13 protein-coding genes are annotated in these 22,903 nt (G+C 54.0%); 6 read left to right on the forward strand and 7 right to left on the reverse strand.

The genetic code is table 11. The annotated features are described in order from the left end of the window. Position 1 precedes the first annotated feature (1 nt). From cyoD to ABVT36_RS12875, 5 genes are all read right to left on the reverse strand, one after another. Positions 2 to 364, reverse strand: coding sequence for a cytochrome o ubiquinol oxidase subunit IV (cyoD, locus tag ABVT36_RS12855; RefSeq protein WP_368456925.1), 363 nt, complete (start codon positions 362 to 364; stop codon positions 2 to 4). Beyond that, complete coding sequence (gene cyoC / locus ABVT36_RS12860) at positions 364 to 993, reverse strand: cytochrome o ubiquinol oxidase subunit III (RefSeq protein WP_368456926.1); 630 nt, start codon at positions 991 to 993, stop codon at positions 364 to 366. Before cyoC ends, cyoD begins: the two co-directional genes overlap by 1 nt. Continuing rightward, entirely contained in the window at positions 990 to 2,975 is a 1,986-nt protein-coding gene (cyoB, locus tag ABVT36_RS12865; protein WP_368456927.1) for a cytochrome o ubiquinol oxidase subunit I, read from the reverse strand. Before cyoB ends, cyoC begins: the two co-directional genes overlap by 4 nt. Positions 2,976 to 2,983: 8 nt before the next feature. After that, positions 2,984 to 3,919: a ubiquinol oxidase subunit II gene (cyoA, locus tag ABVT36_RS12870; RefSeq protein ID WP_368456928.1), complete on the reverse strand. Its 936-nt coding sequence runs from the start codon at positions 3,917 to 3,919 to the stop codon at positions 2,984 to 2,986. A 215-nt stretch (positions 3,920 to 4,134) separates the two neighbouring features. Then, the gene (locus ABVT36_RS12875) at positions 4,135 to 4,458 is read right to left on the reverse strand and encodes a hypothetical protein (RefSeq protein WP_368456929.1); all 324 of its coding nucleotides are present in this window, start codon (positions 4,456 to 4,458) and stop codon (positions 4,135 to 4,137) included. 1,419 nt (positions 4,459 to 5,877) lie between these two features. Between ABVT36_RS12875 and ABVT36_RS12880 the strand changes: the two genes are divergently transcribed. The 6 genes from ABVT36_RS12880 (at position 5,878) to ABVT36_RS12905 (ending at position 20,747) form a co-directional block, all read left to right on the forward strand. Beyond that, the gene (locus ABVT36_RS12880; RefSeq protein ID WP_368456930.1) at positions 5,878 to 6,864 is read left to right on the forward strand and encodes a DsbA family protein; all 987 of its coding nucleotides are present in this window, start codon (positions 5,878 to 5,880) and stop codon (positions 6,862 to 6,864) included. Between the two features lie 867 nt (positions 6,865 to 7,731). After that, positions 7,732 to 8,337 (forward strand): hypothetical protein, encoded by a 606-nt coding sequence (locus ABVT36_RS12885; RefSeq protein ID WP_368456931.1) that lies wholly within the window; start codon positions 7,732 to 7,734, stop codon positions 8,335 to 8,337. A gap of 88 nt (positions 8,338 to 8,425) precedes the next feature. Then, positions 8,426 to 10,018, forward strand: a complete 1,593-nt coding sequence (locus ABVT36_RS12890) for a tail fiber protein (protein ID WP_368456932.1) — start codon at positions 8,426 to 8,428, stop codon at positions 10,016 to 10,018. A gap of 33 nt (positions 10,019 to 10,051) precedes the next feature. After that, positions 10,052 to 17,458: a LamG-like jellyroll fold domain-containing protein gene (locus ABVT36_RS12895; RefSeq protein WP_368456933.1), complete on the forward strand. Its 7,407-nt coding sequence runs from the start codon at positions 10,052 to 10,054 to the stop codon at positions 17,456 to 17,458. A 146-nt stretch (positions 17,459 to 17,604) separates the two neighbouring features. Beyond that, positions 17,605 to 18,273: an ABC transporter ATP-binding protein gene (locus ABVT36_RS12900; protein WP_368456934.1), complete on the forward strand. Its 669-nt coding sequence runs from the start codon at positions 17,605 to 17,607 to the stop codon at positions 18,271 to 18,273. After that, entirely contained in the window at positions 18,270 to 20,747 is a 2,478-nt protein-coding gene (locus ABVT36_RS12905; protein WP_368456935.1) for an ABC transporter permease, read from the forward strand. The genes ABVT36_RS12900 and ABVT36_RS12905 overlap by 4 nt, the downstream gene beginning before the upstream one ends. 653 nt (positions 20,748 to 21,400) lie before the next feature. On the opposite strand, the gene ABVT36_RS12910 is transcribed toward ABVT36_RS12905, so the two are convergent. Together ABVT36_RS12910 and ABVT36_RS12915 are read right to left on the reverse strand one after the other, a co-directional pair. Beyond that, positions 21,401 to 21,844 carry a hypothetical protein gene (locus ABVT36_RS12910; protein ID WP_368456936.1) on the reverse strand — a complete coding sequence of 148 codons (444 nt, stop codon included), beginning with the start codon at positions 21,842 to 21,844 and terminating at the stop codon, positions 21,401 to 21,403. 19 nt (positions 21,845 to 21,863) lie between these two features. Further along, the gene (locus ABVT36_RS12915; RefSeq protein WP_368456937.1) at positions 21,864 to 22,751 is read right to left on the reverse strand and encodes a hypothetical protein; all 888 of its coding nucleotides are present in this window, start codon (positions 22,749 to 22,751) and stop codon (positions 21,864 to 21,866) included. Positions 22,752 to 22,903 lie beyond the last annotated feature (152 nt).

Below are 22,903 nucleotides of genomic sequence, written 5' to 3' on the forward strand. Positions count from 1 at the left end.
ATCAGTGCATCATCATCGCGTTGGATGCATAGATAACCCATATCGACAGACCTACAAACATGACGATGATTAATGCGGTGAACAGAAAGGCGAAAGTATTGGCCTGTCCCTTTGTAGAAAAGTTCAGATGCAGGAAGTATTTCAGGTGAACAACCACCTGTACCACCGCCAGGACTACGACCAGAGGAATAGCGATCGACTTGGAAAAGTAACCGGTCATCGCCGCCCAAAAAGGAATGACCGTCAGGATAACCGACAGTACAAAGCCGGTCAGGTAGGACTGAACGCTGCCATGGTCTGCATTATGGCCTGCGCCATGAGCAGCAAGGTGATCGACATTTTGCGTAGAGGAATGTGAACTCATTACATGACACCCATCAGGTAAACAACGGTAAAAACACAAATCCAGACAATGTCCAGAAAATGCCAGAACAAGCTGAGACAGCTGAGGCGGGTCACCGTCTTGCTGCCCAGGCCGCGCTTGATGACCTCGGCCATCATTACCAACATCCACAAAAGGCCGGCAGTGACGTGCAAACCGTGCATGCCGACCAGGGTAAAAAATCCAGACAGGAAAGCACTGCGGGACGGGCCATTACCCTCGACGATCAGGTGGTGGAATTCATACACCTCCATGCCGATAAACACAGCGCCGAGGGCAAAAGTCACCAACAGCCAGGCCAGAGTGGCGCTCTTGTTCTGCTTGTGGGCAAACAGCAGGGCGAAGCCGTAAGTGATACTACTCACCAACAGTGCAGCAGTTTCTACCGCAACATAGTCCAGCTCAAAGATATCCCGACCGGAAACACCGCCGGCGGTATTGATAAACAACACCGCGTAGGTGGCAAAGACCGATGCGAAGAGTACACAATCGGTCATCAAATAGATCCAGAAACCGAATACCGTGGTATCACTGGTATCGTGGTGCTCGTGGGTTTCCTGATCCCAGTTTGATTCGTCGGCCAGGTAGGCGCTATCCGTCATGACGTTCATGCGGTGGCCTCCCTGACTTGACGCAAATGGAGAGATTCCAGGCGCTCGACTTCGTCGGGCTGCACATAGTAATCCACATCATCGTTGTATGCCCGCAACAGCAGGAAAACGACAACGCCGGCCAGGCTCACCGCGGCCAGCCAGGCGATATGCCAGATGGCGGCGAAACCGAACAGGGTAGCCGCACCGCCAATCAGCAAACCGCTGGGAGTGTTTTTCGGCATATGGATCGGTGTGTAGCGCGGTAGTTTTCGATAGGCAGTGCCCTGCTCTTTCATCTCTGTGAAGGCATCGATATCGTGCACCTTTGGTAACCGGGCAAAATTGTAGAACTGGGGCGGAGATGCGGTGGACCATTCCAGGGAGCGGCCGTTCCATGGGTCACCGGTTAGATCGGGGTTCTTCTCGCGGTCGCGAAAGGCAAGATAGAGCTGTATCAGTTGCAGCAAAATACCCAGCAGGATAATAAAAGCACCGATACAGGCGATATACAGCCAGATATTCCAATCCGGGTTGTCAGTCTGGTGCAAACGGCGGGTCATACCCAGAAAGCCCAGTACATACAGTGGCATAAAAGCCACATAGAATCCGATCTGCCAGCACCAGAAGGACGCCTTGCCAAGGCGTTCATTGAGGTGAAAACCCATGGCTTTCGGGAACCAGTAGGCGAATCCCGCCAAATAACCGAAGACGGCGCCGCCGATGATGGTATTGTGGAAATGGGCAATCAGAAACAGGCTGTTGTGTAGTACATAGTCGGCACCCGGCACCGCCAGTAGTACGCCGGTCATGCCGCCAATCGTAAAAGTCACCATAAACCCAAGGGTCCAAAGCACCGGAACTGTCAGGCGGAGCCGCCCGCGGTAGATGGTGAACAGCCAGTTGAACAACTTAACCCCGGTCGGCACTGCGATGATCATGGTCATGATGCCGAAGAAGGCATTGACGTTGGCACTGGAACCCATGGTGAAGAAGTGGTGCAACCACACGATAAAGCCGAGAATGCAGATGACACCACTGGCCCAAACCATGGACTTGTAGCCGAACAGGCGCTTGCCGCTGAAGGTGGAGATCACATCTGAAAAAATACCGAATGCCGGCAAAATCAGAATGTACACTTCCGGGTGGCCCCAGACCCAGAACAGGTTGATATACATCATGGCGTTGCCGCCAGCCGCATTGGTAAAAAAATGGAAATCGAAGTAGCGGTCCAGTGTCAGCAGACCCAGTACCGCGGTCAGAACCGGAAAGGCCGCCAAAATCAGGATATTGGCCCAGGTGCAGGCCCAGGTGAAGATCGGCATATCCATCAGCTTCATACCCGGTGCACGCATCTTCAGGACCGTTACCAGGAAGTTGACCCCCGTGAGCAGGGTCCCGATCCCCGATAACTGCAACGACCAGATATAGTAATCGACCCCTACCCCCGGACTGAATGACTGCTCCGACAGGGGTGGGTAGGCCAGCCAGCCGGTTTTGGCGAACTCCCCCAGGCCCAGAGACAGGTTGATAAGCACGGCACCGCCGGTAGTCAGCCAGAAACTCAGGTTGTTCATAAACGGGAAAGCCACGTCCCGCGCACCAATCTGTAATGGCAGAGCGATGTTCATCAAACCGATCATAAATGGCATCGCCATAAATATGATCATGATGATACCGTGCGCAGTGAAGATCTGGTCGTAGTGCTCCGGAGGCAGGTAACCCTCAGCACCATTTGTGGCCAGCGCCAGCTGGGTACGCATCATAATGGCATCGGAGAAGCCGCGTACCAGCATAATCAGTGCCAGCACGATATACATCACACCCAGGCGCTTGTGGTCGACGGTGGTAAACCAGTCGTTCCACAACACACCCCATTTTTTGTAGCGGGTGATTGCAATGGCAACCGCGGCGCCGACTACAGCAACCACCGCCAGCGTGCCCATGATGATGGGCTCGTCAAAGGGGATGGCATCGAGAGATAATTTACCGAGCAAAGACATGGCTACTCCTAGCTCCTCTCAGCATCTGCCGCCCCAGGCTGAGCAGCGTTGTGTTCAGAAATTTCGCGACCGGATTTAGCGGCCTTCGGGCCCTTGTTCCAGTCGTTATAATCCTTCATGTACTTGTACATAATGTCGTGGAACAGGCTCTTGCTCACCGAACCGAAATACTCTACCGGAACCTCAGAACTCGGCTTGGCCAACTGCGCATAGCTGGCGTTATCCAGTCTGTCTTTGTCCTGCCTGAGTGAGTCGATCCAGCGTTGGAAGCCGGCGTTGTCGGTAGCCACAGTCTTGAATTGCATACCCGTAAAGCCAGCACCGCTGAAGTTGGCGGAATAGCCCTCGAAGGTACCCGGCTCGTTGGCGATCAGGTGCAGCTTGGTCTCCATACCCGCCATGGAGTAAATCTGGCTGCCCAGCTGGGGGATGAAGAACGAATTCATAGTGGACTCAGAGGTGATCCTGAAACGCACCGGCACATCCGTGGGGATCACCAGCTCATTCACCGAGGCGACCCCCTGCTCCGGATAGATAAACAACCATTTCCAGTTCAGCGACACCACTTCAACAGTCAGGTGTTTTTCCTTGTGAGCCAGCGGCTTGTAGGGATCCAGTGCCTGGGTCGAACGCCAGGTGATCACACCAAGGATCAGGACAATCGCCACCGGCACCAGCCAGACAATTGTTTCGATCCTGGTGGAGTGTGCCCAGTTGGGAGCGTAGATTTCATGATCCCGCCCTTCCCGGTATTTCCAGGCGAAGTACAGAGTCATGACAATGACCGGAACCACCACCAGCAACATCAGTAGGGTCGAGATAATTATCAGGTTCTTCTCATCGACACCCACTTGGCCTTTGGGGTCGAGCACGCCACCCTGACATCCCGCCAATGCGAACACGGCGGCAGTCAGTGCTGCGCTTTTAAGGCTACGAACTAACACGAGGACAGATCCCCTCCACTCAGAGGTTTACCACGGCCGCCTAACAGAAGTGAAAGGCAGAGTGAACAACGCACTGGAGGCGCCCCTAATTTAGGAGCCAGCCATCACTTGGCGCCAATAACCGGCCAGACAAACAGCCAGAGGACAAACCTGTGGCTGCTATACCCAATCAGATGCGTATGACAATCAGATTTTTGTGGGACAGACCGGCAAAATCAGCCGGTAAAGGGAGGATCTCGGCTGCCGTGGGCCGCCCGGGGTGCAGAGTGCAGTATCGGCGTGCACGGCATTAAGCTGCGCTGGCGCAGGAGAATAGCCGTGCGGAAGGACCTGGCCATCGCCAGCAAAAGCAGATAGTGCCTATAGTTGAAAAGGTTCCAAATCAGCAGGCCACCCAGCAGCATACTGGCCGACACATACACACCAGCGTAACTATCCAGGACCGACACCAACTCGATCGCATCGGAAGCCAGGCCAAATAGGGTCAGAAAATGGAAAAAGCCGATAGCGGCACAAGCGATGGGTACAAAGGCCAGCACAGACTCAACCCACCGTCCCAGCCGGGGGCGAGGGGTTAGGTTCGGTAGTGCAGAGGGCCTGAGCGCTTTCAATACTTCATCCAGCAGCTAGAAATTGAGGATTGGACTGCATGGGCTCGATCAGGGGGCGAATGAACAACGACAACACCTCGAGTGAGCCTGGATGCGTAAGCTAGCAAAAATTTCAGAATCACACAAAGACTATTTATTAAGCGGGCAACCCAATAAGCTGCCGGCCTAATGCGACACGAGGATATGCCGCTGCCGGGCGGGGACCGGCCCAAGCCCTTGAAAAGTAAGTAATTCTGTAAAATTGCGCAGCTGTTCAAGGACGACTATCCGATGGATAAGGGACCAACAGTTGGATTGCCCGTTAATGGGTAAACTTCTCAGCGATACTCTCGGAGTATCTTGAACTCTGGCTGCCGCCAAAATCTGACTGATCAACCAGCCCCGGCCCACCAGTGACTAGATGGTGACCGCTGGTCGGCCCAATTAGCCCGGTCACTATCCCCCAACTGCAACAATGACCCTTAAGTCAGGGGCTCAAAATATCCACTATCCACACCCACCAATGGGCCGGTCAGGTCATCCCGAAGCTACCAGGAAACAAATGAGTCCGTTTGCTTGCCATCCGAACCGATCCAGCTGTAGACAGGGATTATGGTTCAGTCGGAGCGGGCTTGTTCGCCCACTCCTTCCATTGCCAAATTGTTGTGCAGCCAAAGGACAACCTGATGGTACCGAACTCAGTGATATGACAGTGGTAAATGACCCGGCATCGACTTCCTTCATTTTTACCCGCACTAAAAGCAGGTAAGAGCAGCTGTCACCTCTGTCGGGGTCCGGCCGCAGCCCCCTTTTCGTAATCCTATCAATTGCAGATCCCCGCGGTTTTAGCCCACTGTAATTACGACAGAGTTCCTTGACTATTGACCCGACAGCTAATAGATTGCTGCAAAATCCCTCCCTGACTTTTCTTAGCTCGCCAACAAATTATCGGGTTAATAAGAAGCCAGCTTCAGACCCTTCCTCAGGAACCGCCAAAAGAATTTACAAATTCTAAAGCCCATTAAAATCACTTGACCATGACAAAAATTAGGGAAAAAATAAGCTGGTTTTATAGCCTGGCTAATCATTTAAAAATAAGGCACAACATTGACTATAAAGAAGCGGCTAACCTCACTATTTGCCCGCTGGTATACCAGCGATAAAAGGCGGGCAAGACTTTATCGCCGCGCGGAGCGGCAATTGACCAGGCGAAATCGTCAGGATCAGGGCGACTGCTATCTTCGCGCAGATGACCCCTACTCCTATTTATTGAGCCAGTTGATCCCCCGGTTGTGCGAAACCTACTCCCTCAACTTGGACCCTATTATCGTTACCCATCTTCCAGACAATTGTTATCCGGAACAGCAATTGCTGGCTGACTATGCCCTTGGGGACTGCCAGCGTTTGGCCGCCGCCTATGGCCTTGAACCGCCCATAAAGCGCAGTGCCATGTCGGAAAAAGCCAACCTCGCATTGTGTAAAGCCGCGCAACAACCTGATCCCTGGTCAGCTATAGCGGCCATCTTTAAGGCACTATGGGCAACACAGGAGGCCATCCCCGGCATTCACGGTCACGAGGTCGCAGCACTGAGGAAACAACTCCACAACAACAATCTTCTTATGGCAAAACGTGGCCATTATTTGACGGCCATGATTGACTATGCCGGAGACAAATACTGGGGGCTCGACCGGTTACATTATCTGGAACGTCGCTTTACGGACGGCGAATTGCTGTTTCCATGTCTCGACCAGGAAATACCGGCGGGACCCGCCGGTGCCGGGAAAGGTAAATCACTGAGTTGTTACTTTTCCATCCGCAGCCCCTATTCGTATATTCTGTTGCCCAGATTGTTTGCACTGGCGGATCACTATCAGTGCGAATTAAACCTGAAACCTGTGCTACCTATGGTTACCCGCGGCCTGCCAGTTCCTTCTGTGAAACGATTCTATATTTTGCTGGATGTCAAGCGGGAGGCAAACCGACACCAGATACCCTTCGGTTATATTTCCGACCCATTGGGTAAGGGTGTGGACAATGCACTGGCGCTGCACGATTATGCCAAAAGCATGGGGAAAGAACGTGCATTTCTGCTAGCCATTACCAAAGCCTGCTGGTCGGAAGGAATCGACCTTTCCAACACCAAAAACCTCCATTCCATATGCCGGCAACTGGAACTGGATTGGCCAAGCTGTGAACAGGCCTTACAAAATGATAACTGGCGTTCTGTTGTGGAAGAAAACCGCCAGGAACTCTATGAGTATGGGCTCTGGGGCGTGCCGGCTATGACAGTTGACTCCCTTGTTGTATGGGGACAGGACAGATTGTGGATGGTCGATCGGTATCTTAGAGCCTAACGTTGACACTAACTGAGTTGGGCCTAGTCAAACCGAGTAATTCAAAAAGCCCGACGCAGTAGTAACCAGACTGTTAGCTTCTTATTAAAGGTACGACAGTTTTTTGGCGCTAACAATGCGCCTTTATTTTCTGTCAGAGTATTTTACAATCTCTACATTACACAGAAGAGATCGTCAAGCGCAGAAAAATCCTGGCCAACTGTGAACAGCACAGTGATTCACGGGGCCTGCGCGAAAATTAAGCACCAAAGATGGACAAAACCCTGTTGCCCAAGGTAATGAAGACTCCAGCTGCACGAACAGTTGTATAAACTTTAAATAAGCTATCATCCCCCATCTCAATATCTCATCTACGAATAAAAGAAAAATATTACCAACCTTCCCAATAAAGGATTAAGACGACAACTGTGCTTGTCCACCTCTCAAAAAAAAGGAGCAAATATATTGAGGAAAGTCCGCGATAGTCACGTTATTTCAATAGTTAATAGCGTCTAAAATGAAAAATTATGCTTTTCAACTAAAAATGTAATGGGGTGTAATAATCTGTAATGGGACGTAATGGATACCTACTCCGATTTATCGCAGAATGGGATGCGGCATTAATACCGCCGCCTCAACGCAACAGGCTTTTATTAAATCAGGAAAACAGGTGAATTTTTTCTCAATTTCCGTCACGCTGAATGATGACTAATACTGGGCATATTAATTAAATATCTCCGACTATAGCCACGGAAAATCTAAGTTTCTTTGATTTATTAAATTTTCTTTTTTCTTCTTTTTGCAGGGTATTAACTGTCCTGTATTTTTGGCGTTGCGCGATCCTTAATCGGTTTCTCTAACTAACTATTTACCCTCGGAGGGGTATCCATGAGTCTTTCCGACCAGACCTTGTCCATTGCGGATTTTCGCCGCCTGGGCGCATTTGAGCTTTACCATGAGGCAGAGGTGAAAGCCTTTGTTGCCGGCAAAGATATAGCGGCCGACGCAGCCGCACAGGAAGAAATTTCCGATGATTTGTGTTTTCGCCTGGGGGATATGTTTGCATCTCCGACAAAATTTCCCCGTCTATTGTGGCTGGCCCGACGGCCGGGCCTGTTGCCCGAGCAGCTGGTGCGGCAGTTTGCTTTTGAGGTAGCTAGCGAATGCCTCAATCGATTGTCTAAAGAAGGGGTGCTGTCCGATATTCGCCTCACCGCCGGAATAGCCGCTGTTAAAGCCCACCTGAAGGGCGAGCGCCATGTGCGGTCGCTGGAACCGCTGCACCGTGCCGCCGTTCAGGCGAGGCTGGATCATCAGGAGCACGCCTGTGAAAGGGCCTCCGATGGTTGCCACGCAGTGGAAGCCGCCTTGGACCCCAGCGCTTACGAGGCTGCGGCGGAGACGGCCTACGCCTTTTTAGGCCTGTTTGACGACACCGAAAGCGAAGCCTGGATCCGCACCTGTTTGCGGGAATTGATCCAGAACGCCGACTGAACTTCCGGGCCTTTCCGGCCCAGCCTTTTCTGATCTTCTTTCAAAACCTGGCTGCCAGGGGCGGTCACTTGGATAAATGGAGTTATTTATGGCTCAGATTGATATGAAAGCCGATGCACCTGTGGGCGCGATCGTCGCATTTTTCGGCAATGATCCCACCGTACTAGCCGATTATGGCTGGCTGGTCTGCGACGGCACCTCTCTGCCGCGCAGTGACTGGCCGGATTTGTTTGCAGCTATTCAAACCGCGTTTGGTTCCACCGGAGACGAAGAATTTTCTCTGCCCGATCTGCGGGGGGTTTTTATGCGTTCACCGGATCTCGGCGCCGGCCGCGATCCCAATGCGGCGGACCGCACAGGGTCCGGGCCAAACGGCACTGGTAATGACGGGGATGCCATCGGCAGCCTGCAGACCTGTGCCACCGCTCAGCCCGTCAAAGGCACCTTCTTTATCAAAGACAACCTCAATTTTGGCGGCTACAAGACCCACGACGGGTGTAGCGACAGCGACCGGATCAAGTACAAAGATGATGACACTGCGATCTCTGTTACCGGCGGCGATGCGGAATCCCGTCCTATCAATATCGCTGCCCACTATGTGATCAAGGCAAAAGCCAACAGTGCAGTGGACCCGGCTATTGGCGAGATTCCCCTGGGGTGCTCTCTGGCCCTGCCCTATGATCCGGACAAACGGGACGATAATCCCGTGGATGACTTTTGGCGTTATTGCAACGGCCAAACTTTTATCGGCGCGCAGGGCAGCACTTTTTATCCCTTATTCGAAGCTATCGGGCAGGCCAATGGAGGCGAAGAGGAGGGAGAAAACAGACCACTGCGTTTCGCCATTCCCGACCTGACCAGTGTTTTTGTCCGCGGTGTGGCCGGTGACCGCCAGGAAGCAAGCCTTTTTGATCCCGATCGCGACGAACGCGAAACGCCGCGCCCGGATCTCACTATCCCGGGCAATGGTGGCAATGCCGTTGGCTCCTATGAAGATTGGGCCACGGCCATGCCCAACAAACCCCTGACTGCAAAACTCAAAAACTATCCGTTCAGCAAGACCGATGGTTACCAGGCCGGCGCCGCTTCGGCTTCCGCGTACAAGACAGATACCAAAAATTTTGATGTCGAAAGTGGGGACGAAGAAACACGGCCCCTGTCCATGGCGGTAGGGTGGTATATCCGTTTTCTAAAATCCGGCCGCTCCGATGAACCCGGAGCCTATCTGCCCCTTGGCAGTATTGTGGCAACCGGCAGTGCGGTGGAAGTCAGCCAATGGCAGCCCTGCAATGGGCAGGAACTGCTGATTAGTGAATACAGTGACCTGTTTAAAATTATTGGCACCACTTTTGGTGGTGACGGTGAAACCACCTTTAATCTCCCGGATCTGCGCGGCAGATTCCTGCGCGGTGTGGAACGCGGCGGTGCTGGCCAGCGCAATCGCGGTGAAGCGCCAGCGTCGGAAGGTGAGTATCAGGATGCGGCCACCGCCCAACCCCACAATGCCTTTCAATATCCGGTGAAAGGCTACCCAACCAGTAAAAACAATATCATCAATTACGGCACCGGCACGAAATTATTAAAGATCGATGGCAGCAAGACTTTAGAGACATCCGGCGGAGACGATGAAACCCGCCCCATCAATATCAATGTTCAGCACCTGATCAAAGTACTGCCCTGAGCCCGGCCATTCGATCGCAACAAGGAATTTCCAATGACTCGTTATCTTAATCCCACGGCCGTAAGGCACCAGGGGCGCGGCGTTCTGATCGCCGAACGTTTTCAATCTGATCCAAACAGCGGCGTCGAAACCCGCGAGCTGGTGTATAACATTCTTGCCCTGAATCCCGACATCACAGATGACGGGCTGGGTTGGCAGGGTTTTTTGCAACTACCCGATCAGGATGCGCGCCAGACCAGCGTGTCCGGTTTTAGTGTATTGCGAGTAATGGGGGTCGACGAATTTAACGGCCCCGCCCAAGTGGTCTCCGACGAGCGCCATATCTATCTGTTCCGCCCCGACGGCCACACTTTATCGGTGGAGCGCTTCCTGCTGGTGGAGGCGGCGGACCCCAAAGCCCGGGACGGGCGCGGATTTGTGCTGACCCCGGATTGGGAAGTCCGCTTTCGGCGCAGTGGCAATGCAAATTTACCGGCATCTGCGGACGATGTATCCGCTTTCCGCAATCCCGACGGTGTGCCTTTTCTGGACCCGCGTCGTTACCTGTCCCTGGCCCCCGGGGCCAGCAAGCTGGATCTGGCACAGGGATTTCATGTGATGCTGCTCGCCGATGGCGACAGCGGCAAACTGATTTGGCGACTCTTTGCCCGCAGCACTGACGGTACCAATTTGCTGAGCTATTCGATTCCGCGCCTGGACGACGGCTGGTTCGACCTGGGTGCGGTCAAGCGGGACGACTCAGGGTTGGTATTGCCCGTCTCCAATCTGACCCTGGAGCTGGAGACCGAAGACGAACCCAGCCCGATGCAACTCACCGGTGCCATTGGCGCCACCTTGTATCAGCGGTTGGAGCCTATGGTCAGTGCCGAGGGCGAAACGGTGCAGATGCGCACCGCCAGCCGCGTCCTGGTGGCTTGTCCGGCCGTGTTGTCGCCACCGGACAATGCGGCGTGTGAGAAGGGTGAGACAGATGCCCGCCTGGCGACGTTGGACTTCGAAGTGGACAGTGCGGGGGGCACCCTGGCCTTTGACGGCGGCGAAGCAACCCAGGTTCTGGTAGGGGAAACCGGACCTGAAACCCTCAGTGTGGATTTTCCACTGCCGTCTTCGGCAACCATTACCTCACCGGTGGCGGCAACCCCGAAGTTCACCCTGCAAGCCTGGCTGTGTCCACAGCGCGGGCCGGTAGCTGCCGACCAGGCTGCGGCAACACGCCTGTTGCTGTCCCAGTCCGGCAGTGTCGAGCCGGCCAAGCGGGGACCGACGCTGGCGATCGTCAACCAGTTTCAGGTACGAATAACCTTCGGCTCCGGTGAAGCGGAGGTGTCCGCCACTACAGTGGGCAATGTGCTTACCTATGGTGTCTGGAGCAATATCTCGGTCACCTTTGACGGCACCACGATTCAGATTTACATGAACGGCGCTGCCGTCCCCGTGACACAAAAAGGGGATCCCGGCGAGGGGCCTGTCGGCGAGATCGATCGCCTGGGTGCTGCCAATGGCGGCTTCGTCGGGCAAATGACCGAAACCCGGATCTGGTCTCGCGCTCTGGACGGCGAGGAAATCCGCACGAGCTTGTTCGAGCCGCTGCCAAATCCCACCGAAGCGGAGGGCCTGGCCGCCTACTGGCCCATGGACGGCGGCACCGGTACCACCATCGTCGACGCCTCCGGCAAGGGTCACGATGCAAAGATGGCCGGCACCGTCTGGACCGATACCACTGCGCCGCTGGCACGACCCAATCAACCCATCTATCAGCTGGACACCCCCAATCGCGGTTTATCTGCCGGCTGGCTGACACCCACCGACACCTATCCGGCATTCGGGCCGGTGGTCGCCGATGCACGGCCCTGCGCCCTGGCTACCGGAGATGGCCCCATCCACCTGTACTACCCGGCGGCGGAAACGCGCCTGCTGACCGCCGCCCGGCTTTCCGGTACGGCGACCCGGGCCTTTTTTTCCGGCGGCTGGTCGGCGGCCGATGGAGACGCTACGGTAGAAACCGGCGGCCTGGTGTTTATTTCCCGCCAGACCGGGGCCTACAACAGCTTTACTTCCATCGACCTGGCTGCGGGCGACGATCCCCGCGTAACCGATGCCACCTTCGGCGGTGTCAACACCGGCAGTGGTTTTGCCGCCAAAACCCTGATGCAATTTGTGCGTTCCTCCACCACTGCGACAGAGATCTGGCGCGGTGTGCCCCGCCGGCTCGGTTACTTTGACCTCATTATCGCCGGCAGAGCAGTGGCAGACCCGAGCGATGGCCGCATTGGTGAGGGCCGGGCGATTTTTTATGACTATGAAGGTGTCCGTAAACAGGTCCTTATTGGTCTCGGACACCCATCGGCACTGGCTGGATTGCGGGTGGTGGGCACTTCAACCGGTGACTACAGCCTGGCGACCCTGACCGGTGCCACCAGCGACAACAAACTCTCCCTGAGTCTGAGTGTGGCTACACCATTGGGCGAGCCTGCCATTGTCAGCTTCGGCCCAGTCACCGCGTCCGCCGATGCAATGATCAGTCTGTTGCGCGGTGGCGCGGCCGATTCGGCCTATGCGGAGACGAAAAATTCCACCCCCGCCTGGGCCTTGCCGGCGGCGTCCAAAGACCTGTTTGTAATGGCGCCCCGTCGCAAGGACGGAAACTTTATGGTGGCCTCCGCGGTGTTTACTTTGTCCGCCGGGGAATCCCTGTATCTGGCCGATTTTAGCGCCGGCCTCACACTCAGCGATGACACCCAGTTGGCCGCCAGTTGGAAAAATGCGCCCCGGGATGCGGCGGCTTTCGTTGCCTTTCTGAGTACCGATCCAACGCCGGAACAGAAGGCGGTTCTGGACCTGCTGACGTTTCTCGATTGCACCGAGGGCATCGCCCTGGATGCCGATTCAGTAAAAGTGGAGCAGCAGAGCAATTTGCGCTATGCCACGGCATTGGTTGCGGCTTTTCGCGAGGGAGGGGACGGAACCCTACCCGACAGTTTCGACCTGAGCGCCGAAATACTGCAGGGTGTGGATGGCTTAAATGTGGAACCGGATGCCAGTGTATCCTCCGCCGTCGTTTCTATGCAGGCGTTGACCAGGCCCAAGTCCGGTTATCCCGCCGGCGTTAATCTGGCGAAGACCCCGGTGGGTATTGCTCTGGCCAGCGCCGGCCGGGATGGCGGCTGGTTGGCGGATCCCCCCCGTTACGCCGAGGCTTTCAACGGTGCTGGCGCCCTGTCCGTGGACCTGACCAAATTGGTTCCGGCACCTGACGTCTATGAAGCACCCGGACCGGTGACCATCGAGAGTTGGGTACAACCCGATCCCTCCCGCCGCGCAGCGGATCGGGATCAGGATACCTTGCAGAGTTTGCTGCACTTCTCCGCCGCTGAGAATGGCATCTCCTACACCCTCGGCATGAAACCGGCAGAAACGCCACGCTTTTTCGAAAAGGTCCAGTTCGCGATCACCCAACCCGCCGATGCGGAGCCGACGGATCGCCTGGTGCGCGACAATCAGTACACGGTGCAGATTTACCTGCGCCCGTCATTGATTGCACCCGGGACCTGCGCATTCTGGACCCGCACTGCCGATGCCAGCGAGGTCAAAGAGGCGTTGTCGATCCGCGTGCTGGCGGCGCAATCCGGTGGGCAACCGCAGAAGTGGCGATTGGTTCTTAATTCTGCCGATATCGAGATGGAAGTCCCCAAAGATCTGTCTGCCGGTCAATGGACACTGGTTACACTGGTGCGGGACAACAGCGATGTGGCCATCTATCTCAACGGTGAATTGGCGCAGTCGCGCGACGATGTACCGCCAGTGTCGATCGAGCAAAACCGCTATACCGTGGCAAATCCTGCGAACAATGATTTGTTCGAGTTCGACCCCAATGAATTTGCCGCCTGGAATCGGCCGCGAACCGCCGAGGAAATCCGCGGCAGCTATCTGATGCCGCTGACCGGGGCGGAACCCGGCCTGGCGGTATTGCTGCCGCTATCGAGAAAGGAAAACAACTATGCCTTGACCAACCTGTGCCGCTGGACCACCACCATCTACGATACCCAGCTCACCAACCGGCCGTTTTTCACCAACACCGGCCTGTTCTTCGATTTGGTGGGCGCGTTTGGCGATCATGCCGCCATGTCCTCCACCCCGGCGCTGGCGCCTGGGCGCTGGCGGCATGCGACTGTAGTCCTCAACCGGCGCGGCGCGCTGGCGCTAATGCCGGGGCAATCGGCTGCCACAGATGGCGTCCGCGAGTCCCGCGTCGGTGGCAGCTTTAGTCTGGATGCCCGTATTCTGTTGGCTGACCAGAGTCTATCGCGCCAAGTGGTTGTCAGCCGCTTCGGCAACGAATTGCCGCAACAGTTGTACGAATTGGGAGTGCGGGAAGATGGTCAGGCCTATGCCACGATACGCCTGCAAGCCGTCGGCAACCATCGGCTCAGTTCCGACCAGGGGCTGATTACCCTGCTAGGACCCCACGACCGGCGTATCCTTCCGGGCGAACCCCATCATCTGGCGGCTACCCTGGCACTGGAAACTTTTAACGACAAGCGCACCGGCCGCGATGTGACGGCACTGCAGGGAAGCGTCTATGTGGATGGCGTGGGGGGTGAACCGGTAATCGATCCGCCGGAAGATATCGCCACCCAACGGCTGGTGACGGTGATCGGCGGCAGTGGTTCCGGCTTTTATAGTGAAGGGGAAACCGTCACTATCACTGCCACCGACCCCACCCACTTCCGCGGCTGGTACGCCACGGTCGATGTGGCGGATCACGCCCTATTTAAAACCACTCTGACCATGGGGAGTGGCGATGACTTTGTAGATATCACCGTCGCCGCCAATGCCTTCGTCGATCCGGTGGAATTTAATCAGACCAACTCGCTCACCCGGGTCGGTCAGTCCGGTGGCCTGGGTGATGGACCTTTCAACGGTCAGGTTTCAGACGTGCGCTTGTGGGGCCTGGCCCTGGATACGGCCGCTGTCAACGAACTGTCCGCCCAACCCGGCGCCAGCCCCTTTGATGACAAGCTGGTTTCCTGGTGGCCGTTTACCGAACAGTCCGGCCGCCTGGCCAAGGATGTGATTGGTGGGAATGACCTCACCCTGACCGACAGTACCTTGTGGACCTGGTTCGACGCTGCCACCGCGGCCTTTTATATCGATGGCCAACCCCTGCCTGCCCTGGGTATGTCACAGCCGCCGGTCAGCACCACACCGAGGCAGATGCGTATCGGCGGTATGGTAGAAAACAGTGCCGGCCGTTTCGGAGCCGGTATGCGGGGCAAGCTGGATGAGTTGCGACTGTGGCGCGGCCAGCGCACCCGCGAGCAGATTCTCAACAACCAGGCCCGCTACCTGACCGGGGCCGAGAAGGGGTTGATCGGCTATTGGCGCTTCGACACCGGTTCTGGCAACGTGGTAGCCGATCGCACCATCCACCGCGGCGACGCCCGCTACTATGACAGCGCCGGCAAACCGGCCACTATCCCCTGGACCGCTTCCTCGGCACCGGTGGGATTCGACGCGGCTATCGTCGACGACGCCCTAGATACCCGCCAGAGCCCCCAGGTGGTGCAACTGGCCGATGCCGCTACGGCCATTGCCGTGTTTGAGTATGGCGACTCCTTGCCTCTGCCCGACGGCACCCTGCAGAGTGTCCTTAAACGCAGTTATGTGTACGAGGGCATCAGCGGGCTGAGGGATGACACCGGCTACAAGGTGGGCGACCTGGAACGTTTTTATATCGGCCAGGTACAAACCGACCCCACCGTGTTGGGGTATGTGGAGGGTGCGCCACCCTTACCCAGTGAAAATCTGACCCGGCCATTGACCGAACCCGCCGATGTGGATACCTACAAGGGCATTTCTGCGGTGTCCCTCTCCGATCAGATGGGCCAGGGAGTCAATTACAGCTCCAGTCGGGAGGATTCTTCCACCAAAGACTTTAAACTGAGTGTCGGCGCCGCTGGGGCGGCGGAAAAGGACGAAGTGATCGGCATACCACCGATCCAAAGCGCGGTTAAATCCGTCAAATTCGAGCTGAAACTGGGCGGCGTCGTCTCCGCCACCCTGGAGTCCAGTGAGAGTGAAGAAGGAGGATTGGCCGCCAGTGCCGACCGGGCTCTTACCCAGCGGCTGGCCAATGGCGGCCAGTGGGAACGCAAAAACCCCGATGGCGAGTACTTCCTGGATAGCGGCGAGCGCCGGTTTATTCCCGGTAATACCGGCTCGGCCCTGGTCAAGTCGCGGGTGGCGGACCTGTATGGCTTGCGTATTCCCGCCACTGGTGCCCTGGTGTCTCTGTCCGCGGAGCCCAACCCGGATATTCCAGAGGATATCAATATCCTGCGCTTCCCCATTGATCCGCTCTACCAGCTTGCCGGTTCACTGGATGGGCGCATCGGCCTGCAAAAAGCCCCCATGACAGAGTCCAGTTATTACAAGCCCAGGGAAGCCTATACCCTCAAGCGGGATGTGGAACGGCAGCGCCAGGCGCTGGCTGCTTATTTTGAGCAGACCAATTTGCAGGCGCAGTTGGGAGACGGGGTTGATATCAGTGCTATTGCGCGGGCTAACCCTCTCTTCTCACCAGATCTGGAAACCCCGGTACGCGATATGGTGAACACCTATGTCTGGTCCGCCGGCGCTGGCACCTATGCCGAATCCGAGGGCTTTAGTACCGAATTGAGCGAGAGCTACAGCCTCGGGAACTCCACGGAAATCGGCAAGGGTTTCAATTTCAGTATTTTCTTCACCATCTTTGGTGGGGGTGTCACCATCGAGGGCGAGGCGATCTGGTCCGACAAAGTCAGCTTCAGCGTCACCAAATCCCTGTCGCGCAGTCGCGCTTTGCAAATGGAAGTTGAAGCGGCACCGGACAGTTTCCCCTTCAAGTACGACGAGAATGGGGAAATGAGTAGTGAACCAGTGCCCGGCAAGGTGGATGGCTATCGCTTTATGACGTTCTTCCTTGCCAACCGGCAGGACAACGCCTCCAACTTGTTCAGCTCAGTGGTGGATCAGCGTTGGCTGCGAACGTCACAGGACCCCAATGCCGCTGCCATGCGCCAGGCCGAAGCACTGTCTGCCGGTACAGCGCCCTGGCGAATACTGCACCGCGTGACCTATGTCAGCCGTATCCCCCCCCGGTTCCAGGCAGTGCCTTCTCTGACCGACAAAGTCGCACTGCCCGAGGCCCCGAATCAGGATCAGAATGCCGTATTTCTGGATCTGGTGCGAGCCAAGCTTCCCCCGGGCGGTGCCTCGGCTGCGGAGATTTCCGCTGCAGTACAGGTGATACTGGAAACCGATATGACCGCCCTGGCACCCTGGTGGGCGGACTTTTTGGCCGCAGCGCAAGTGGATAACTCCCCGGAGCAAACCACCTATCGCCAAATCCTGTCGGATTCCATCGACTACGCCATCTCGGTTATTGGCGTGAGCGCCTAACTGTGCCTTGACCCGCTGAGCGCCCGCCGGATAAAAAAACCGGCGGGCGCGTGCGAGAAGCGGGTCGTTAAATACGCCCGCTACAGATTTCACGATTATTTCACCGAGCACTTCCTACTATTGGTCAAAATGTAGGGAAAATGCTTATGTCATATGTCAAACATTCCATTAACCTTGAAAAAGTAAGTCACTCCTACCGGAGCGCCACCAGTGAGGTACAACTGTTTAAAAACCTGTCTCTCACTATTGAAACAGGGAGAAGCCTATCAATCGTCGGTGCATCCGGGGCTGGAAAATCAACATTGTTGAGCCTGATAGCGGCACTTGAGCCACCCACCAAAGGACATATTACCTACCAGCTGGGCGATCAAACTCTACCTGCCGAAAAACTACGAAAAAACAGTGGTTTTATCTTCCAACAATTTCATTTAATACCAGAATTGGACACACTCACCAATGTGGCGTTACCTCTCCTACTCCACGGCGACAACCAAGCCTATAGGAAAGCTTCGTGCTGGCTGGAGAAAATCGGGCTCAGCGCAAGGTCGTCCTTCAAATCCAACCAACTCAGTGGCGGCGAACAGCAGCGAGTCGCCATTGCAAGAGCCTTTATCTCCGAGCCGCATTTTGTCTTTGCCGACGAACCTACTGGCAACCTTGACGAGGATACCTCCGCACATGTCTCACAACTGATGTTTGATTGTGCCCGCAAGACAGGTAGCGCCCTGGTGCTGGTCAGCCATAACCCCACACTTGCCGCAGAAGCCGATGATTGCTATCGGTTGAGCCAGGGCAAGCTGGAGCTAAGGCAATGAGAGATATCACCCTGGTAAAGAAAATTTTCCGTAAAAGCATCGGGCAGCGCGATCAGTTGCTTGTCCTTGGAATCCAGAGCTGCTTGGTTTTTTTCCTGGTAACACTCTCCCTGACCAGCGCATCCATTCAGGAATATCTCACCAAGAATCTGCAGTCGTTACTGGGTTCCGACATGGTTATTGCTCAGCACTACCCTCTCACCACTGGGCAACTGAATAGATTGCGGACTTATGGCACAGTGGTCTCAGAAACCACTGTGCAGGTAGTAAATATAACCCGGGGAGTAAAGTGGCAGCGTGTACAATTGAAGCAGGTAGACAATAACTACCCCGTCCAGGGCCAATTGACTTACAGCACAACCATGGGCGGAGTAGCAAAAGCAACCAGCAGCCCTCCCGCCGAGGGTGAAATATGGGTGGACAGCCGGGTCGCCGCCCATCTCAACCTCTCGATCGGTAACAGGATCACCCTCGGAAAAACGACTTTACGGGTCGGCGCCATCCTTGGGCATGAGCCTGACCGTTTGCTGGAAGGCCACAATGTAGAGATGCGCGCTCTTGTTTCCTCACACTCCCTTATTGACGAGAATCTGGGTACCGGCAAAATACAACATCGGTATTTGATTGCTGCAAGTAGTGCTTATTCCAGGGAGGCGGTCACGCAATGGGTTTCTGAGACTCTGCCCGAGGCACAGCTCCTTGACCGTCACAGTGGCCAACACCCACTTTCGAAGCAGTGGCAAAGGATAGAAAACTTCCTTGGCCTTGTCTCGGTTTTATTTTTTTTCATGGGCATTATTGCTCTACATATGGTCAGTCGGCGTTTACTGGAGCAACAGCAATACCGTTTTGCGCTATATCTGTCCTTTGGCGTGTCCCTAGAACGCTGTATCCGCATGTCCATCTTTGAATGGGGAATGATCTTTATATTGGCCCTCGCCCCTGCACTGCTCCTTGCCTACAGTGCTCAACATCTGATCGTGATGTCGCTGCAAAGCCAGTTTGCGGGTATAGCGGCCGATTTCCATTGGAAAAGAGTGCTGGAAACCTTGCAACTGGCTTTTCTCGTTCTTTTCTGCAATCAGCTGCCACTTTTCTGGCAGTTGAAAAACACCGCCATCACCACTTTGATCCGCCAACAAACCCAGTATTCAGTACGCTGGCAGCTGCTTGGGAGTAGCTTGGCGCTGTTTACCTTGATTGCCTGCTACTCTGATAACTGGCTGCTTACCAGCATGGTTATCGCAGCGATGGTATCTACTGTCCTGCTGATTTTAATAACCAGCTGGATTCTGATAACACTAGCCGCCCAGGCCAGCCACAGATTCACTGGAATACTTTCCTTTGCTTTCGCCATCATGAAACAGCGTGTATTCAATAAATTCACACAGATTTTTGGGTTCGGCCTTTGTATGACTCTCCTGCTGTTTTCCCTGATGTTGATGAGAGATATCGGCGATGCCATGCACAGCCAGATGCGCCAGTCCAATGGCAATCTCCTGATCTCCGACGCACAGGATTGGCAAATGGATGCAATCTCAGCATGGTCACGACAAACTGACAGCGAAATGCGTGACTTTCATGCCTACACCCCCGCCCTACTCAAGCGTATTCACGGCAGGCCAATACGTGACCTTTCACTACCACCCAGTGACAGTCTGACACGGCTGCAACGTCCAATCAGATTGAGTTGGTCTGAGCAGATTCCCACGAATAATAAAGTACTACAAGGGAATTGGTGGTCGCCTGAAGGCAACCACTGGCAGCAAGTATCGGTTGAAGGCGAAGTTCTTACGGATCTGGGACTAAAGCTCGGTGAAAAAATCAGTTTTGACCTGGAGGGCAAAGAGTATGAGTTTACCATAGTGGCCAGCCACGACTTCAAGCCGGGAGGAAGCCAGATCACCTTTTGGTTTCGCATTCCCTCGGTGGCAGTTCAGCATATCAAGCCAAAAGTCCACTATATGGGCAATATGGAGCTACCCATGACAGCCTGGGAAAAGCTCGGCCAACTACTACGGAAACACCCTTCTCTGGCCCTGACATCCCTTCAGGAAATTACCGAAAAATTCGATAAAACCATGGCCCTGGTGAGAAAAGTCGCTGTCAGCTTCAGTGCAGCTATTCTCCTTTTTTCCTTGATTGTGGTTGCCGCATCCATTGCCGGCTTTGAGAGCGACGACAGAAAGCGGCTCGGCCTGCTACTCAGTATGGGGCTAAAAAAACGGGACTGTCTCAAACTGGTGGGTTATGAGTGGTTAATCACCGGCCTGATTGCAGCAATCGGCGCCATCCTGGGGATATGGGTGGCAGGAAATTTGATATACAGCTCCCAGCTGTCGCTGACTTATAACCCCGACTATGCCTGGCTGTTGAGCACACTTGGCATAAGCTGCTTTCTGGTTTGTGTAACTGGTCTTTTATTCTGCCGCCGAAACTTCAAAGTTTCCATTCGCGAGCTTATCAACGAATAGGTTCACCAATGAAAAATATAAACTATTTAATAACAACTCAAGTTAAACTCCTCTATGCACAGGAGTGCGGGCGAGCTCAAACTAAGGACCCTCTGATTAAGTCAGTACTGTCTCAGCGAAGCAATACAATCCAAGTGACGCCACACTCCGCCTACGGAGCTTTGCGCCGAGTCCGCTGGCTGTCTTACAACCGCTAGAAAAGCAACCAGCATTCCCCCGCGACTGCGTCTAACTGGCACACTCAATGCAAAGCCTCAGTTTGCGCTGACTTAATCAGAGGTTCCATAAATCACCGCTAGTGAAACCTGCGATGAGTTTGCGACGGGAGAGGGGTGAAAAGCGGATTTCCCACAGGCAAAATTTGGGCACGGGGGAATTTCTCATCGTGCTGTTTTAAACGTCAGCGATGGTAAAACTTTTCATTATTCTTGTATCTGGGCGCAAGGGAAATCCGAGTTAGAAGTTTATTGAAATGAGGTCAGAAGGTACAAAAGCCCACTCGCAGCGGGCTTAAAAATTAATTTAACTGGCGGGCGTCTTACCAGGAGCCACCAGAAATTTAATCTAAATTATACATAACTTGAGATATTTGACTCTGCGGCCTTAGTGCTTATTGCACCTTCTCTATGCAGAGCCTAGAAAAACTCAAGGTGTCAGCCAGCACCACCGAAAATACCATCAGTGGTACATGGTAAATGGCTGTAGCAAGTGGGATCACCGTCATTCCCTCCGCCCAAGTCGTCACCACCACCCAGACCGCTGCCACCTGTACCGCCGCCAGAGTCGCCCCCACTACCCCCACTACCAGAACCCCCTTCATCTCCAGAACTTGCAGGAATATAGCTTGTCATGTAATGCTCATTGCGCATAGACTGATACGTGTAAACCGCTTTATCGCCGGTCGTAGTCGATGTAACAACGACTTTGTCACCTGACCTCCATCGAGTCACATCCTTATTGACTTCAGTTTTAATATGTAAATTTACTTCCTCCGTGTTAGCCACATCACCATCCATACTGGTGTAGTAAGTTGCTGCAAACGCAGCCACGGCAACAAAACAAAGCGACCAAAGAAAAATATTTTTCTTACTGTGCATAAAAAACCCTTATTTTTTATTAGAATATAAAGATACAACAATTGCTGTTTTTCTGAGCGTATACCTCCTTTAAAACTGGCTCCTTCTGATATGGGTACAATACGGCTTCCAGATGCTGGACAATTTTCTGGTTGTGATTCTTATAAATGATGGGTATATATTGACTATATTCTTCAAAAATTATTTGTGCTGTCTTTGAATAAAAATAGGCCCGGTTAAAATTGACTTCGACACCCTGGCCATAAAAATATGTAGATGATAGTTGAGCTAAAGCTCGCACACTGCCCGATGCCCATGCAGCTTTTAAATATTCGATACTTGATTTTCTAAATTCATCGACCTCATCCTGGCTGAAAGATTCATGATTTACAGGCAAATAATTAGGAAACTCCAGTTGAGCTGTTACATATCCACCATCTGCGGCTGCTTTTAAACTCTCATACTCAGATGGCAAGTGATACTCTTCAAGCTTTTTACATATATCGGATGAAACTGGAATAAACTTAGTCCTGCATAGATAATGCGCCTTATATAAATTAAAAGCCGCTCTAGGCTCAACAGGTTTATTTAAGTAGTCATTGATATTAAAGTCCCGAACACCTACAGCCATTGGACCATCGCCCGCAAGCTTCTTGAGTTTTGCCCCGGAGAATATGTCTTGAAATTTCCGCTCTTCAGATTCCCTTATCGGTCCCTTTTCAATACCATCCTCAACGCTGGCTTGGTTGAAGTCAGTATTTTGGAAGTCTTTTTCAGCAGGTTTTCCTTCCACCACTTTTGAATTCTCATTTATTGCATCAACGGCAGAGGCATTAATAGGTTCACGCTCATAAAGAGAAAAATAGAGCACAACTCCGACGAAGCCGGCAAGGGAAAAAGCAAAGATGGTTCGTTTATAAATCTGCATTACATGAATTCATCTATTTATCGTTTAGAGTAAATTTACGCTAAGGAACCTCTGAAAAACTGCTTCAGTCTGGCATAATTTACCCCATTTCCAACATACACAGATTCAATCATGAGCCAACTGACCTTCGCCGAAGCCGAATACACTATCAA

The sequence above is a fragment of the Microbulbifer sp. TYP-18 genome, assembly GCF_040932045.1.
Taxonomy (GTDB): Bacteria; Pseudomonadota; Gammaproteobacteria; order Pseudomonadales; family Cellvibrionaceae; genus Microbulbifer.

Coding starts and splice junctions, on each gene's coding strand:
- ABVT36_RS12915 (WP_368456937.1), bottom strand. CDS start 22,751: ATGCAGATTTATAAACGAACCATCTTTGCTTTTTCCCTTGCCGGCTTC.
- cyoB (WP_368456927.1), bottom strand. CDS start 2,975: ATGTCTTTGCTCGGTAAATTATCTCTCGATGCCATCCCCTTTGACGAG.
- ABVT36_RS12905 (WP_368456935.1), top strand. CDS start 18,270: ATGAGAGATATCACCCTGGTAAAGAAAATTTTCCGTAAAAGCATCGGG.
- ABVT36_RS12890 (WP_368456932.1), top strand. CDS start 8,426: ATGGCTCAGATTGATATGAAAGCCGATGCACCTGTGGGCGCGATCGTC.
- ABVT36_RS12895 (WP_368456933.1), top strand. CDS start 10,052: ATGACTCGTTATCTTAATCCCACGGCCGTAAGGCACCAGGGGCGCGGC.
- ABVT36_RS12910 (WP_368456936.1), bottom strand. CDS start 21,844: ATGCACAGTAAGAAAAATATTTTTCTTTGGTCGCTTTGTTTTGTTGCC.
- cyoC (WP_368456926.1), bottom strand. CDS start 993: ATGAACGTCATGACGGATAGCGCCTACCTGGCCGACGAATCAAACTGG.
- ABVT36_RS12885 (WP_368456931.1), top strand. CDS start 7,732: ATGAGTCTTTCCGACCAGACCTTGTCCATTGCGGATTTTCGCCGCCTG.
- cyoD (WP_368456925.1), bottom strand. CDS start 364: ATGAGTTCACATTCCTCTACGCAAAATGTCGATCACCTTGCTGCTCAT.
- ABVT36_RS12900 (WP_368456934.1), top strand. CDS start 17,605: ATGTCATATGTCAAACATTCCATTAACCTTGAAAAAGTAAGTCACTCC.